Origin of the sequence: Eudoraea chungangensis (genome assembly GCF_029360665.1) — a bacterium.
Taxonomy (GTDB): domain Bacteria; phylum Bacteroidota; class Bacteroidia; order Flavobacteriales; family Flavobacteriaceae; genus Eudoraea; species Eudoraea chungangensis.
This window is the reverse complement of record NZ_JARDUB010000001.1, coordinates 488,995-504,736: the sequence shown is the minus strand read 5'-3', so window position 1 is coordinate 504,736 and position 15,742 is coordinate 488,995. Positions and strand designations below refer to the sequence as shown.

Genomic DNA, 15,742 nt, shown 5'->3' with positions numbered 1-15,742 from the left:
TAAGGAAAGGTAAATTACGGCCCGTTTTTTGAATAGACCTTAAACTTTGATAGGAGTTGTAAAATGACTAATTTAATTTTGTATTAAGTCTTAGCTATTCATCATTCATTGACTTGGCAAATTATCTATGACAGACATATCCTTATCTGTAAAAATAAATACACTACCTACTAGTCCTGGTGTTTATCAGTTCTTTGATAGGGAAGATAAAATATTGTATGTTGGAAAAGCAAAAAACTTAAAGAAACGAGTTAGTTCTTACTTTACGAAAACCCACCCCAATGGGAAGACCCGCGTAATGGTTAAGAAGATTGACAGTATTAAACACATTGTGGTAAAAACGGAATCCGATGCGCTGTTATTAGAGAGTAATTTAATAAAGGAACGCCAGCCTAGATATAATGTGCTTCTAAAAGACGACAAGTCCTATCCCTGGATTTGTATTAAAAATGAAAGATTTCCAAGAGTTTTCCCAACCCGTAAATTAATTAAAGATGGTTCGGAATATTTTGGCCCCTATACCAGTATGAAAACGGTAAAAGTTCTTCTGGAACTAATAAGAAGTGTTTATCCATTAAGAACCTGTAATTACGATCTGTCTCAAGAAAAAATCGATGCAGGGAAGTATAAATTATGTTTAGAATATCATCTGGGAAATTGCAAAGGCCCTTGTGTTAATTTACAATCGGTAGAAGAGTATAATCAACAAATAAAGGATATAAGAGAAATTATAAAAGGAAATTTCAAATCTTCATTGCATTATTTTAAAGGACAAATGCAAGGTCTTGCCGACAATATGAAGTATGAAGAGGCACAATTGATTAAAGAGAAAATAGACATTCTTCAAAATTATCAAGCCAAATCTACCATTGTAAATCCTAAAATTAATGACGTTGATGTTTTTAGCATTATTTCGGACAATGAATTTGCCTATGTGAACTTTTTACAATTATCTCACGGTTCTATTGTGAGATCGCATACTATCGAAATAAAGAAGAAATTACAAGAATCTGATCGGGATTTACTAGAGCTCGCCATCGTGGAATTGAGAATGAGGTTTAATTCTGCTTCTAAAAAGGTTTTTTTACCCTTTGACTGTACCCTTCCCTCTCAAATAAGTGTAATAGTTCCTAAACTTGGTGACAAGAAAAAATTGGTTGAACTCTCTGAAAGAAATGCCAAATTCTATAGACAAGAACGTTTTAAGCAAATTAAAATCATAGACCCGGATAGACATATCAATAGAATAATGGCTCAGATGAAAACAGACCTAAGACTATCTGAAGAGCCTAGACATATAGAATGTTTTGATAATTCAAATATACAAGGGAGTAATCCAGTGGCAGCCTGCGTGGTTTTTAAAGACGGAAAACCATCTAAAAAGGATTACAGGCATTACAATATAAAAACAGTAGAGGGGCCGGATGATTATAAGTCAATGGAAGAAGTTGTTCATCGAAGGTATAGAAGGCTTTTAGAAGAGGAGGCCAGTCTGCCACAATTAATTGTTATTGATGGAGGAAAAGGTCAGTTGTCATCGGCATTGAAGAGCCTGGATATATTGGGTTTAAGAGGAAAAACTGCGATAGTTGGAATAGCCAAACGACTAGAAGAAATATATTTTCCAGAAGATCCTATTCCTCTATACCTCGATAAAAAATCAGAATCTTTAAAAATTATTCAACAACTTAGAAATGAGGCACATAGATTTGGAATTACACATCATAGAAATAAGAGGAGTAAAAGTGCTATTTCTTCAGAAATAGAAAGTATAAAGGGAATAGGAGAAAAAACAGCCACAGAATTGTTGAAAAAGTTCAAATCAGTTAAGAGAATTAAAAAAGCTTCTTTGGAAGAACTTTCAGAGGTAACCGGAAAGGTAATGGCAAAGAAAATTTATGAAAAATTTCACTAGAATAAACCTTAGGAAGAATTCTTTGAAAACAACATTTTTGCTGTTTTTTTTATTTGGGTATGTAGGGTTGTTTTCTCAGGAGTTACCGGATAAAAAGTCGGTCAAAGTAGGCCTGGTTCTTAGTGGTGGTGGAGCAAAGGGAATGGCTCATATTGGGGCGTTGAAGGTTATCGAAGAGGCTGGAATTCAGATCGACTATATAGGAGGAACAAGCATGGGTGCCATAGTCGGGGCATTATATGCCTCAGGATATACGGCGTCGGAATTGGATTCTATTTTTAGAAAGGCTGATTTTAATACTTTGATTCAGGATAATTTGCCTAGAGGGGCCATGACTTTTTACGAAAAGGAAGATTCTGAGAGATATGCCTTAAGCCTGCCTTTCGATAAATTTAAAATATCGTTTCCGCAGTCTATCAGCAGAGGTCAATCAATATATAACGAATTAGTTCGCCTGTTGTATCATGTGAGAGATGTTGAGAATTTTGAAGATCTCCCCATCTCCTTTTTCTGTATGGCAACGGATATGGAAAAAGGTCAGCAGGTGATTTTGAATAGAGGGTATTTGCCAGAAGCAGTTATGGCTAGTGGAACCTTTCCCTCCCTATTTGAACCTGCTGAGATTGATGGAGCCATTTTAATTGACGGGGGAGTTCTTAATAACTACCCCATAGATGAAGTAAAAGCTCTGGGTGCCGATTTAATTATTGGGGTAGATGTGCAGCATAAACTAAGAGATAGAGAAGAACTCAATTCTGCTACAGATATATTATTACAAATAAATAATTTTAGGACGGTAGACGATATGAAGTCTAAAGTGGGCCTAACAGATATTTATATTAAACCAGAAATAGACGATTTTTCCGTAATGGATTTTGACATGAAGGATCCAATTATTTCTAGCGGCGAATTGGCGGCTAAAGAAAAACTAAAAGAATTACAAAAAGTTGCTGGTGTACAGCGTAAGTCAAATTCGGAAGTTAATACAATAAAGGAGAATGATTCTATTACTATTAACCACCTAGTCCTTGAGGGGAATGTAAATTATTCAAGAGCTTATATAAAAGGAAAGCTACGTCTTAATTTACCAGCTAGGACTACTTTTGCAAAGTTACAGCAGGGGATTAGCAATCTAGCGGCAACGAATAACTTTAAGTCTATTAGATATAGGCTTTCCTCAGGGATTGACGGGGAGGATTTAGTTCTTAAACTAATAGAGAATCCCAATAAGGCTTTTTTAAGAATTGCCGTTCACTACGATGATTTATATAAAACGGCGGCACTAATTAACTTAACAAAGAAAAATCTTTTTTTCAAGGATGATGTCGCATCAATAGATTTTGCATTAGGAGATAATATTCGGTATAATTTTCAGTATTATTTAGACAAAGGCTCTTATTGGAGTTTTGGAATTAATTCTCAACTAAATGTCTTTGATTATGAAATTAATTTTGATGTGATTCAATCTAATTTCAGAACCCTACAAGACGATAACATAAATGAGATTAATTTAAATGTTTCTGACTTTACAAACCAGGTTTATTTGCAAACTGTTTTAAAAGAAGAATTTGCTTTTATTGTAGGTGTTGAACACAAATTATTAAAATACAGTACCAGGACATTTATTGATAGTCTTCCTGAAGTGCCAACCGGGAATAATGGGAGAATCTACTTCGAAAATAGTAATTATTACAGCTCGTATGGTAAGTTAATCCTGGATACCTATAACGATCGTTATTTCCCAACTAAGGGGCTCTTTTTTGATGGAGATTTTCATCTTTATCTATTCTCTTCAGATTACAATAATAATTTTAAGGAATTTTCAATTGCCAAAGCAAGAATGGGAGGGGCATTTCCCATAGTTAGAAATCTGTCCTTAAATTTAGAAACGGGTGGGGGCTTTAAGCTTGGGATTTCCGAAGTGAAAGCCTTAGACTTTGTTTTAGGTGGATATGGGAATGAACTAATTAATAATTTTGTACCTTTTGTTGGGTATGATTTTTTAAGCCTACCGGGTAATAGCTATGTAAAGGCATACGGTCGTCTGGACTATGAGTTTGTTAGAAAACACCATTTGATGTTTACCGTTAATTTTGCCAATGTGGAAGATGATCTTTTTAGAACAGGGGAGTGGTTTACCCTTCCCGACTATTCGGGCTACGGATTGAGCTATGGTTGGGAATCATTTTTTGGCCCTGTTAATGTGATGTATTCTTGGTCTCCCGAATTAAATGACGGGAATGTTTTTTTTAGCCTAGGATTTTGGTTCTAAGCTACATAGACTTTAAATGTTTTTGTAACTAATTAGGGGTATTTTTCCGATATTTGGCCCCTACAAAACAATATTTTTATGCACAGGATTGATATATCTGCTCATTTAAGAGCAATGTGGTAATACGTAAGGCTGAGTAGAAAATTAGCATTTAATACGAATATTATATCATAAAATCAATTTGACAAATCATGAAAATACAAGAAAACGAATCTATAGAATTACCAAAAGAAAACCCTGAGGCCAAAGATTTTCTTCCGTTATTAGGAACCGACTATGTGGAACTTTATGTAGGGAATGCAAAACAGGCAGCCTATTATTATATGTCGGCATGGGGATTTCAACCATTGGCCTACGCAGGCCTTGAAACTGGATTAAAAGACAGAGTTTCCTACGTAATACAACAAGACAAAATTAGATTGGTATTAACCTCATCCTTGGTTGCAGGAGGCGAAATAAACAGGCATGTAGATGCTCATGGTGATGGAGTTAAGGCTATTGCTTTATGGGTTGCAGATTCTGCAAGTAGTTATAGGGAAACTACGAGCAGAGGAGCCGAGAGTTATATGACGCCAGAAGTTTTAGAAGATGAGGACGGTAGGGCGGTTATTTCCGGAATCCATACCTATGGAGAAACGGTACATCTTTTTGTTGAGAGAAAAGATTATCACGGGGTATTTCTGCCAGGTTATTCGAGTTGGAATCCAAGATATCAACCAACATCAGTTGGACTGAGATATATTGATCATATGGTGGGTAATGTTGGGTGGAATGAAATGAATAAATGGTGTGAATTTTATGCCAAGGTTATGGGGTTTGCCCAATTAGTATCCTTTGATGACAAAGATATTTCTACAGACTACACTGCTTTGATGAGCAAGGTGATGAGTAATGGTAATGGCAGAATTAAATTTCCTATTAACGAACCTGCAGATGGGCGAAAGAAATCTCAAATAGAGGAGTATATTCAGTTTTACAATGGGGCTGGGGTACAGCATATGGCCATGGCGACAAATAACATAATTGAGACCGTATCGGGTTTAAGAGATAGAGGGGTAGAATTTTTAACAGTACCTTCCAGTTATTATGACGATGTTTTAGATAGAGTGGGTGAAATAGACGAAGAATTAGAACCACTTAAAGAGCTTGGAATCTTAATTGATCGAGATGATGAAGGATACTTATTACAAATATTTACCAAGCCTGTTCTGGATAGACCAACAATGTTTATTGAAATAATCCAAAGAAAAGGAGCCAAGTCTTTTGGCAAAGGAAATTTTAAGGCATTGTTTGAGGCAATTGAAAGAGAACAGGAAGCCAGAGGCACATTATAAGAGTCTATTTTCTTAATGTATTGCCAAATTCAATGGCCAAAGTATTAATTATTGTTAAGGCACTAGTTAAAGAAAGTTAAAACCTTTTCTAAAAATACTAATTGCATTAAATTTGATATCAAATAAGGGGTGGTTCCCTTATAACTTTAAGTATTGGTTTTTCATAATTTAAAGTTTGGTTGGTTATTTAGGAAAAGCCCCGATGCTCATCGGGGCTTTTTTTTGTATATACCTACAAGAATTCCTTTTAAGTTGGGTTTATTTTAAAACTAAACTATGTCTGTATACGAAAGAAGTATGAAGCATCGTAGCAGGCTAAAAATGTGGAGCTTATCCGTATTTTATACAATACTTTGGAATAATTTTTGTTTAAGATAATGTTAATAGCAATTTAGTCTTATTGCTTTTTGATATTTTTGAATAGAATAGAGGTTATGAAAAGATTTATCCTTTTTATCGTAATAGTTGTTACTTTTTCCTTAAGTGGACAGTACGCCTCTCTGGAATCTTTTGCGGACGAAACCTCAGTGCCGAAAGATAAAACTGCTTTTAAGCCAGGAGAATGGCTAAAGTTTAGAGTGCATTATGGGATCTTAAATGCCAGCTATGCTACCTTACATCTGAAATCAGATACGGTAGATAGTATTCCCGTATATCATGTGGTTGGTAAAGGGAAGACGACTGGTTTTGCCAGCATTTTTTTTAAGGTAGACGACACCTATGAAAGCTATTTTGACAAGAAAGATGGAAAACCATATCGATTTGTCAGAAAAATATATGAAGGCGGTTATACAAAAGATGTGGAGATTAATTTTGACCATAATAAAGAAGTAGCCGTATTAAATGACAAAAAAAATAACAAACAAATGAATTTTAAGGTTGAGGACAGCGTCCAAGACCTTATCTCCGCTTTTTATTATTTAAGGAATAACTACGACTTTACTGATTTGGTGGAAGGGGAATCCCTTAAGTTAAAAGTTCTGTATGACGATGACGGGATTTTTAATTTTAAGCTAAAGTATTTGGGTAAAGAGATTCTTAAAACTAAATTTGGCAAAGTGGAATGTTTGAAGTTTATTCCTCTTGTTCAATCAGGGAGAGTTTTTAAGGAGCAAGAGAGTTTGGCACTTTGGGTGTCTAACGACAGGAATAAAATCCCAATAAGAATAAAAGCTGATCTTGTTATAGGAGCAATTACAGCTGATCTAGACGGATTTAACGGACTAACCCACCAGTTTCAGATCATAATGGATTAAGGGTACTATGGAAGATAAGGGTCGAATTGAATCCCAAATTTTAAAACTTCAGGAAAAATACAAAGATTCAGGGCAAGATATTAGCTCCTATTTGGACGGCTTGCTATACCAAAGATATCTTACGTACTGGGACTATATCCACTTAGACACTCTTCTAAGTCTGCAGGTTCCTCGAACCCACTTTCCAGATGAAGAAATCTTCATCATGTATCATCAAATTACAGAACTGTATTTTAAGCTTATTCTGCATGAAGAGAAACAGATAGTAGATGATAAATCCCAAAAGGAAAGCTTTTTCATTGAAAAACTAAACCGAATAAATAATTACTACAAAGCATTAATTTCTTCTTTTAGTATTATGATACGGGGAATGGAAAGAGAGCAGTTCCTTCAGTATCGCATGGCTCTTCTACCAGCAAGCGGATTTCAATCTGCACAATATAGGATGATAGAACTATACGCCACCCCCCTGGAAAATCTTGTGCATGTTTCGGAGGAAGGAAAATATACTGAAAATGATAGTATTGAAACTCTTTATGAAAAAATTTATTGGAAGAAGGGAGCTACAGATTTACGCACTGGGGAAAAGACGCTTACATTAAAGCAATTTGAATATAGATATACGCCGCGTTTTATACGTACGGCTAAACAATTAGAAAAGAATACAATATATCATAAGTATTTAGATATGCCTGAAAAGAGCAGGCATAATAAAGCGCTTATTGATGCGTTAAAAGTTATGGATATAAACGCAAACATAAACTGGCCTTTGATGCATTTGGGATCTGCCCATCGCTATCTAAACCAAGATAATACTTCTATTGAGGCCACCGGAGGAACTAATTGGAAGGAATATTTACCTCCAAGTTTCCAGCATGTTGTGTTTTTTCCAAATTTGTATTCAAAAGATGAATTAAGTAATTGGGGGAAAGAGTGGGTAGACCACCACTTTAATCCTGAAAAAAGTAAAAACTGATTATGCATAAATTTTGGGGCACATTCTTAAGCTTAGTTTTCATAATAGCTTGCAAACAAGAAAACCAAAAAAGTACCGAAAATTCTAAGGAAGAAAAAGCCATTACACAGATTATTTTGCCTGAAAAGCAATATGGATTTACCCTAGAAAACTTCATTGTTACCCAAGATACTGTGCGCAAAGGGGATAGTTTTGGGAAGTTAATGCAGAATAACAATGTTGACTATCCAAAAATTGCAAAAGTGTCTGAAAAATATCGCGACACTTTTGATGTAAGAAGAATTAGAGTTGGCACTCCTTATTTGATTCTAAAGTCTAAGGATTCTCTAGAAAAAGCCGAAGTCTTTGTATACCAAAATGATCTAATTAATTATACCGTTGTTGACTTTCGGGATTCTGTCTCGGTATATAAAGAGAAAAAACAAGTTAAATACGTGATGAGAGAAGCCGCCGGAGTTATTGAAAGTTCACTCTCAGAAGCAATATTGGATCAAGGAATAGACTACAATGTTACCAATAATCTCTCAGACATCTACGCATGGACAATTGATTTCTTTAGATTACAAAAGGGAGATAAATTTAAGGTTATCTATAAGGAAAGATATATTAATGATACTATATACGCTGGTGCTGAGCCTATAGAGGCTGCCTATTTTGAACATAATGGAACACCACTATACGCTTTTGCATATGAATCAGATTCTTTAAAAAATATTGTAGATTATTTTGACGATGAAGCAAATAACTTGCGGAGAACTTTTTTAAGAGCACCTGTAAAATTTAGTAGAATTTCTTCGAGATATAATCTCAAAAGAAGAATAAGATACTACGGGTATAAAGTAAGACCTCATAGAGGCACAGATTATGCGGCCCCTGTAGGCACCCCAATTATGGCTACTGCCGATGGAACGGTCACGGAGTCTACCCGAAAAGGAGGTAATGGCAAATATGTAAAAATTAGACATAACGGAACCTATAGTACCCAATACCTGCATATGAAAAAGCAGAAAGTAAAGCGAGGTGAATTTGTAAGACAAGGGGATGTAATTGGTTGGGTAGGAATGACCGGAAATACCGGAGGACCACATGTTTGTTATAGATTTTGGAAAAATGGCAGACAAGTAGACCCATTTAAAGAGAAACTTCCTGCAGCAGAACCACTTCCCGAAGACATTAGACAAGACTATTTTCAGTATATTGGTCCCCAGAAAGTACAACTAGATTGTATTGAATTTCCGGAAAAACCGGGGGGAGACCTTTTAACACTGAATTAATCTAAATGTCTTTAAATAGAAATAACCCTAAGAACACTACTGCATGGAAGTCCTTAGAGAATCATTATAATGAAATTAATACATCTCATCTTCGGGAATTGTTCCAAACAGACCCGAAGAGGGGTCCAGACCTTACCCTGAGCTACAAAGATTTTCTGGTAGACTTCTCTAAAAACCGTATCACGGATAAAACACTTTCCCTTCTTTTGGATTTGGCTAAGGAAGTAAGTCTAAAAGATGCCATTGAAAAGGTCTTTACCGGGGATATAATAAATGAAACGGAAGGAAGAGCAGTCTTGCATACAGCCTTAAGAGGCAAAGAAGGCGATAGTGTTATGGTAGATGGCGAGAATATTATGCCTGAAATTTTTGCCGTAAAGAATAAGATTAGAGATTTTTCTAATAGTGTTATTTCTGCAAAAAAGAGAGGATATTCTGGTAAGCCTTTTACAGACATAGTAAACATAGGTATTGGAGGCTCGGACTTGGGTCCACTAATGGTCACTGAAGCCTTAAAGTTTTACAAAAACCAATTACAAATACATTTCGTAAGCAATGTAGATGGGGACCACGTAAATGAGGTTATAAAGGATTTAAATCCGGAAACCACTCTTTTTGTAATTGTATCTAAGACTTTCACAACGCAAGAGACTTTGAGTAATGCAACTACAATACGAAAATGGTTTCTTCAATCTGCGAAAGAAAGTGATATTGCCAAGCATTTTGCAGCAGTGTCTACCAATACAGAGAAGATTTCAGAATTTGGAATTCAAGAAGAAAACGTTTTCCCAATGTGGGATTGGGTTGGCGGACGTTTTTCCTTGTGGAGCGCTGTAGGATTGTCTATTGCCCTCGCAATTGGATATGATAATTTCGAAGAACTTTTGGGTGGAGCTAATGAAATGGATACACATTTTAGAACAGAAGATTTTGAGACAAATATCCCTGTTATTCTAGCTCTATTGAGTATATGGTACAATAATTTTTTTGAGGCAGAAACGGAGGCGATAATTCCTTATAGCCAATACTTGAATAGGTTTTCTGCCTATTTGCAGCAGGGAATCATGGAAAGTAATGGAAAAAGTGCCGGAAGAGATGGGGAAATTGTGGACTACGAAACCGGAACAATAATTTGGGGAGAACCTGGCACAAATGCCCAACATGCCTTTTTTCAGTTAATCCATCAGGGAACTAAAATTATCCCGGCAGACTTTATAGGTTTTAAAAAATCTCTTCATGGAGACTCCGATCACCATGATAAGTTAATGGCTAACTTTTTTGCACAAACAGAGGCGCTTCTAAATGGTAAAAATGCAGAAGAAGTCAAGGTAGAACTCCTTGAAAAAGGCATGCAAGAAAAGGAAATAAAAGAGCTTCTTCCTTTTAAAGTATTTCAGGGCAATAAACCTACAAATACAATTCTTATTGAAAAATTAACTCCTCGAACGCTAGGGATGTTAATTGCCATGTACGAACACAAAATATTTGTACAAGGGGTGATATGGAATATATATAGTTTTGATCAATGGGGAGTAGAACTGGGAAAACAACTTGCAAGTACTATTCTTCAAGAGATTAAGACAAATAGTATTGGGGAACATGATTCTTCAACAACAAATTTACTTCGTGTCTATAAGTCTTAAATAATATGGTATTTACAACAAATGGATCAAGTTTAGACCCTAACAGCAATGTTGGGGTTTTTGTAAATAGAATTGTGTATTTTTAGAGGCAAATAACAGACCATGGAAATTATTCAAAGTATTCATTCTTATCTAGCCTATATTGTTTTGTTACTGCTTTTTTTGGCAGTGGCTAATGCTATAACTGGCTTATTGAGCAACCGTATGTTTACTATGCACAAAGACCTGAGGCTATGTCTTTTCACATTAATCTTGGCACATATTCAACTTTTAATAGGTCTGGCTCTTTTTTTTACTTCCCCAAGCGGGCTTAATGCAATTCAGGAGCTCGGAATGGGCGGCATGAATTCTGCCGCGAGACTTTTGGCTGTAGAGCATCCCCTAATTAATATTATAGCTATTGCATTAATAACCATAGGATGGAGCCGCCATAAAAAGTTCTTAGATGCTAAGGGTAAGTTTAAAAGTATTGCTATTTTTTATGGTCTTGGACTGGTATTAATTCTCAGTAGAATCCCTTGGGGACAATGGTTTAATTAAAAATTAAGTATATGAAGTTTATTACGGGCATAGCCCTTTTTATTGGCTGTCTTACTCTCACTGGACAGCAGCAAGAATTGTTTGATGGAAAGAGTTTAGAGGGGTGGACAATCTATGGGACAGAGAAATGGTATGTGGAAGATGGCAATCTTATATCAGAAAGTGGTCCAGATAAAGAATACGGTTATTTGGCAACGGAGGCATACTACAAGGACTTCATACTTACTTTTGATTTCTTTCAGGAAGCAGACGGCAATAGCGGCGTCTTTATCAGGTCTACCATAGAGGGCACAAAAGTAAGTGGATGGCAGGTAGAAGTTGCTCCTAAAGGAAAGCATACAGGCGGAGTTTATGAGTCTTATGGAAGGGGCTGGCTAATTAAGCCAGAGGCCGAGAAAGAAGAATTTCTCAAAGAAGGTGAATGGAATACAATGAAAATAAAAGTCCAGGGAGATAAACTTACATCTTGGCTTAATGGTCATGAAATGGTGACCATTACGGATGAGAAAATCGGAGAAGGTGAGGGTTCCATAGCACTGCAAATACACGATGGTGGTGGTATCAGAGTTCGTTGGAAAAATATCCGCTTGGAGTCTTTAGATTAGACTTTATTCTTTTTTCTTTAATAGGAGAAGATACACGGGGAAATGATCGCTATACCCCCCTGTATATTTGCCGCCTACATATGTTCTTTTGGGATACCCTTTATAGACGCCTTTGCGTGTAATTAAATATGGCTCCTTATATATTTGTGCCTTCCAAAGACTTAGGGTTCCTAATTCAAAGTTTATTAAATTTTCAGAGCAAAGTATTTGGTCAAAAAGATGCCATTCATCTCTATAAGCCAATGAACCCTTGCCTTTTGCAAATAGTTCTTCCATTGGATTAATTAGATCTCTCTCCCCTTGTATTCTATTGGTGGTAGAAGTTAGGTTGTGTTTTATGCTTACATCAATTGGGTTGTCATTTAGGTCACCCATACTTAGAATTTTACCACTTGGATTGATTTTTGAAACAGAATCTATAAGTCTTCGGTTGAGGCGCGCTGCGGCCTTTCTGTAAAGTTTACTGCTACTTTGTCCTCCTCTTCTTGAAGGCCAATGATTGATTATTACAAAGAGTTCTTCATTTTCAATAAAACCTCCAACAATAAGTTGGTCTCGGGTAAAATTTCTTTGGTTGAATTCATCGAATAGTAAAAGTCGGTGACTCTTAAAAGAAGTTGGATTAAAGCTATTTCGTCTGTATAATAGTGCTACATCTATTCCTCTGTCGTCTGGAGAGTCTTCGTGGACAATTTCATAGCCATATAGATTTAGTTCCGGATGGTTTACAAGGTCACTAAGAACACTGTAGTTTTCTACTTCACACAAACCTATTATATCTGGAGGCTTTTGTGCAATATCATTGCCTATACGGGAAATAACTCTAGCTATATTTTCAATTTTCTGATTGTATTTTTTACTATTCCAATGGTAAGTTCCAGTAGGAGTCATCTGATCATCCTGGCTTCTTGGGTCGTCAATCGTATCGAATAGATTTTCTACGTTATAAAAAGCAACGGTATAGATTGAATAGGAGGAAGTTTCCTGGGAATAAGTAGAATTTATCTTGAGAAGTAGAATTAGAATTAAAGTGGCTTTTTTCATCTTTTTCTTTTTAGAAATGTAATCTCAATTTCCGCAGGCTTTTTGCAATTACTGAAAGTATTTTCAACACTTTTTTAATGCATATCATGGAATTTATACCACCTAGCAAAAATTTTAATCTTATTTCTAAATCCTATTCTAAACGGGTAATACAGGGATGGATCATTTTAAGTTTTGTACAAGTCTTTGCTCAAGAAATGAATATAGATGGCGCTGTCAAAGACCAAAGCGGTACGGTATTGGTTCAAAAAGTAAGGATTTCGTTAGAGGGCACAGCCTCAACATCTTTTACCAATAAAGAAGGAAGGTTTAGTATAAGGACAAAAGAAGAAGGTAATAAAATACTCCATATTTCTTCTAAGGGATATAAAAGTAAACGACTGCCCCTAATTCTTGAGGGAAAGTCTATTGACCTTGGAGAAATACGAATTGAAAATAGCAGTGTTGTTGGTTTAGAAGATAATAGCATTGTATTAACAGAAGCACAACTTTTGGATAATGATATGGATAATGAGTCTTTTGGGGTTCTATCGGCAACAAAAGATATTTATTTAAATGCCGCTGCATTTGATTTTGGGCAACTTTATTTTCGTGTAAGAGGATACGATTCACGTGAGAATATGGTCCTAATAAATGGTGTCCGGATGAACAAGCTAACTAATGGAAGACCTGAATGGAATAACTGGGGGGGATTAAATGATGTTATTAGAAATAGATTGTTTTCTATAGGGCTACAACCATCCTCTCATACTTTTGGGGGCCTTCAAGGAACCACACAGTTCGATACAAGACCTTCATTGTTAAGAGCAGGTCTTAGGCTATCCTCGTCTATCTCTAATCGGACTTATTCAGGAAGAATAATGGGCACTTATACAAAACACTATAGTGACCGTCTGGCATATTCCTTTTCAGCATCTAAAAGATATGCATACAAGGGCTATGTTGATGGAACTTTCTTCGATTCTTCCTCCCTGTTCGGATCAATAGAACTGCCGCTGGGATCTGATTCTTCACTATGTATAACATCTTTTGTGGTAAATAGTAAAAAAGGGAGTAGAGCTGCCATAACTGAGGAAGTATATAATTTATTAGGAGGCCGGTATAATCCTTATTGGGGGTATCAAAATAATAGAATCCGTTCTTCAAGAGAGAGACTAATAAAAGAACCTTTTATAATATTAAATTATACTTCTTCTTTTGGTAAACTAACATTGAATTTAGCAGCTTCCCATCAATTTGGATATGTAAAGCAAAGTAGATTAGGCTACTATAATGCACCAAATCCAGACCCTGTATACTATAGAAATTTACCCAGCTTTTTTGTAAATAGCCCAATTGGCGCAAGTTTTGAAAATGCACAAATTGCAGAAAAGGGTTTTGTTTCGGCACCTCAGTTAGCATGGAATAGATTATATCGTGCAAACAGCCCAATCTTAGGTAGAAAAAGGGCTTCATATATATTCTACCACGATACTAATCGTAATTCTGTCATTAGAATTAATAAGGTTTGGAATTATACAGGTGATAATGGTTTAGTACTAGATGCTGGTGTGAGTTACGAAAAATATATGGCTCATAATTATGCTGAAATATCTGATTTAATGGGTGCTAAGTATCATATAGATAGAGATCCATTTTCAAATTCTAGTAATGATCTTAACGGAAAGCCAGAAAAAGTGGAGGGGGATATATTTAACTATAGTTTTGATTTCAATTCCCAGAATTTAGACCTTTTTTCGCAATTAAGATGGAGTTACAAAAAATGGCTTGTCTTTGTAAGCGGTAATTATAATTGGAGAAACTATCAGAGATTTGGCAGGTACCAGAACGAACGTTATCTACAAGATTCTGAGGGAGAGAGTGAAAAGATCGAATTTCGGAATCCTTCCGGAAAATTTGGAATAACCTATTTTATTAATGGGAGGCAATGGCTAAACATTAACGGAATTAATACATTAAGAGCTCCAATTCTTAAGAACGTATTTGTAAACCCAAGAGAAAACAATAAGAGCATAGAGCCCTTGAAATCGGAAAAAGTAAGGAGCATAGATTTTAATTACTTTTTTCGATTTCCATCCTTAATGGGAAGAATTACCGGATATTATACAAGGTATCAAAATTTAACGAATGTTAGTTTTTATTATGTAGATAGCGGTCTTGGTTCCGACTTTGTTCAAGAAGTATTAACAAACCACGACAAATTGCAAATGGGTCTGGAATTAGGCTTAAGATATAAGCTTTCTTCTGATGTAACTACTTCTGTGGCCATGGCTTTTGGGAAGCATGTTTACGCCAATGACCCCAATCTTTCCATTAACTTCGACACTTTTGGTAATAATCAGGAAATAGTTTCTTCATACGGGAACAAAGACTTAGGGAAAGTTGATCTTAAAGGATATAAGATTCCGACAGGCCCACAAACGGCGCTTTCCTGTAGCCTAGAATATAGAAGTCCTAAATATTGGTGGATAAATCTCAAGGCTAATTTTTTTGCTAAAAATTATTCTGGAATATCATTAATAAACAGGACAAACAGCTTTTTCATAAATCCTGAAACCGGAAATAGGTTTGAAAATATAAATCAAGATAGGGTAAAAGAATTTTTGAATCAAGAGGTCTTAGAAGAGGTTTATATGATTAATCTTGTCGGAGGCAAATCCTGGCTTTTAGACGGAAAATATGTTAGTGTTTTTGTCAGTGTAAATAATCTTCTGGACACGTCCTTTAGAAGTGGTGGTTTTGAGCAGAGTAGAAATGGTAACTATGGACAATTTTTAAGTGATACTAAAAGCGACAGGCCTTCGTTTGGCCCTAAATATTGGTATGGATTTGGACGAACCTTTTTTATTAATTTTTCAATTAGTCTATGATGCTTCGATTAAA

General features: G+C 35.7%; 11 protein-coding genes. 10 read left to right on the top strand and 1 reads right to left on the bottom strand.

Annotated elements, in window-relative coordinates:
* Positions 1-127: 127 nt before the first annotated feature.
* The 9 genes from uvrC (at position 128) to PXG98_RS02180 (ending at position 11,815) form a co-directional block, all read left to right on the top strand.
* The gene (gene uvrC, locus PXG98_RS02220) at positions 128-1,915 is read left to right on the top strand and encodes an excinuclease ABC subunit UvrC (protein WP_276388769.1); all 1,788 of its coding nucleotides are present in this window, start codon (positions 128-130) and stop codon (positions 1,913-1,915) included.
* Positions 1,899-4,187 (top strand): patatin-like phospholipase family protein, encoded by a 2,289-nt coding sequence (locus PXG98_RS02215; protein WP_420909536.1) that lies wholly within the window; start codon positions 1,899-1,901, stop codon positions 4,185-4,187. Before uvrC ends, PXG98_RS02215 begins: the two co-directional genes overlap by 17 nt.
* A gap of 191 nt (positions 4,188-4,378) precedes the next feature.
* Entirely contained in the window at positions 4,379-5,521 is a 1,143-nt protein-coding gene (gene hppD, locus PXG98_RS02210) for a 4-hydroxyphenylpyruvate dioxygenase (protein WP_276388767.1), read from the top strand.
* Between the two features lie 434 nt (positions 5,522-5,955).
* Positions 5,956-6,777 carry a DUF3108 domain-containing protein gene (locus PXG98_RS02205; RefSeq protein WP_276388766.1) on the top strand — a complete coding sequence of 274 codons (822 nt, stop codon included), beginning with the start codon at positions 5,956-5,958 and terminating at the stop codon, positions 6,775-6,777.
* A 7-nt stretch (positions 6,778-6,784) separates the two neighbouring features.
* Positions 6,785-7,753 carry a tryptophan 2,3-dioxygenase family protein gene (locus PXG98_RS02200; protein ID WP_276388765.1) on the top strand — a complete coding sequence of 323 codons (969 nt, stop codon included), beginning with the start codon at positions 6,785-6,787 and terminating at the stop codon, positions 7,751-7,753.
* A 2-nt stretch (positions 7,754-7,755) separates the two neighbouring features.
* Positions 7,756-9,027, top strand: coding sequence for a peptidoglycan DD-metalloendopeptidase family protein (locus PXG98_RS02195; protein WP_276388764.1), 1,272 nt, complete (start codon positions 7,756-7,758; stop codon positions 9,025-9,027).
* 5 nt (positions 9,028-9,032) lie between these two features.
* Entirely contained in the window at positions 9,033-10,670 is a 1,638-nt protein-coding gene (gene pgi, locus PXG98_RS02190; protein ID WP_276388763.1) for a glucose-6-phosphate isomerase, read from the top strand.
* Between the two features lie 102 nt (positions 10,671-10,772).
* Positions 10,773-11,210 (top strand): hypothetical protein, encoded by a 438-nt coding sequence (locus PXG98_RS02185; protein WP_276388762.1) that lies wholly within the window; start codon positions 10,773-10,775, stop codon positions 11,208-11,210.
* An 11-nt stretch (positions 11,211-11,221) separates the two neighbouring features.
* The gene (locus tag PXG98_RS02180) at positions 11,222-11,815 is read left to right on the top strand and encodes a 3-keto-disaccharide hydrolase (RefSeq protein ID WP_276388761.1); all 594 of its coding nucleotides are present in this window, start codon (positions 11,222-11,224) and stop codon (positions 11,813-11,815) included.
* 3 nt (positions 11,816-11,818) lie between these two features.
* Here PXG98_RS02180 and PXG98_RS02175 read toward each other — a convergent pair whose 3' ends face one another.
* Positions 11,819-12,859 carry an endonuclease/exonuclease/phosphatase family protein gene (locus PXG98_RS02175; protein WP_276388760.1) on the bottom strand — a complete coding sequence of 347 codons (1,041 nt, stop codon included), beginning with the start codon at positions 12,857-12,859 and terminating at the stop codon, positions 11,819-11,821.
* Between the two features lie 86 nt (positions 12,860-12,945).
* Here PXG98_RS02175 and PXG98_RS02170 point away from each other — a divergent pair, with 86 nt between their 5' ends.
* Positions 12,946-15,729, top strand: a complete 2,784-nt coding sequence (locus tag PXG98_RS02170; protein ID WP_276388759.1) for a TonB-dependent receptor — start codon at positions 12,946-12,948, stop codon at positions 15,727-15,729.
* Positions 15,730-15,742 lie beyond the last annotated feature (13 nt).

Excerpts from the sequence above, each read along its gene's own strand:
- PXG98_RS02175 (WP_276388760.1), bottom strand. The coding sequence starts at position 12,859 with ATGAAAAAAGCCACTTTAATTCTAATTCTACTTCTCAAGATAAATTCT.
- PXG98_RS02205 (WP_276388766.1), top strand. The coding sequence starts at position 5,956 with ATGAAAAGATTTATCCTTTTTATCGTAATAGTTGTTACTTTTTCCTTA.
- PXG98_RS02185 (WP_276388762.1), top strand. The coding sequence starts at position 10,773 with ATGGAAATTATTCAAAGTATTCATTCTTATCTAGCCTATATTGTTTTG.
- PXG98_RS02200 (WP_276388765.1), top strand. The coding sequence starts at position 6,785 with ATGGAAGATAAGGGTCGAATTGAATCCCAAATTTTAAAACTTCAGGAA.
- PXG98_RS02215 (WP_420909536.1), top strand. The coding sequence starts at position 1,899 with ATGAAAAATTTCACTAGAATAAACCTTAGGAAGAATTCTTTGAAAACA.
- hppD (WP_276388767.1), top strand. The coding sequence starts at position 4,379 with ATGAAAATACAAGAAAACGAATCTATAGAATTACCAAAAGAAAACCCT.
- PXG98_RS02195 (WP_276388764.1), top strand. The coding sequence starts at position 7,756 with ATGCATAAATTTTGGGGCACATTCTTAAGCTTAGTTTTCATAATAGCT.
- PXG98_RS02180 (WP_276388761.1), top strand. The coding sequence starts at position 11,222 with ATGAAGTTTATTACGGGCATAGCCCTTTTTATTGGCTGTCTTACTCTC.
- PXG98_RS02170 (WP_276388759.1), top strand. The coding sequence starts at position 12,946 with ATGGAATTTATACCACCTAGCAAAAATTTTAATCTTATTTCTAAATCC.
- pgi (WP_276388763.1), top strand. The coding sequence starts at position 9,033 with ATGTCTTTAAATAGAAATAACCCTAAGAACACTACTGCATGGAAGTCC.
- uvrC (WP_276388769.1), top strand. The coding sequence starts at position 128 with ATGACAGACATATCCTTATCTGTAAAAATAAATACACTACCTACTAGT.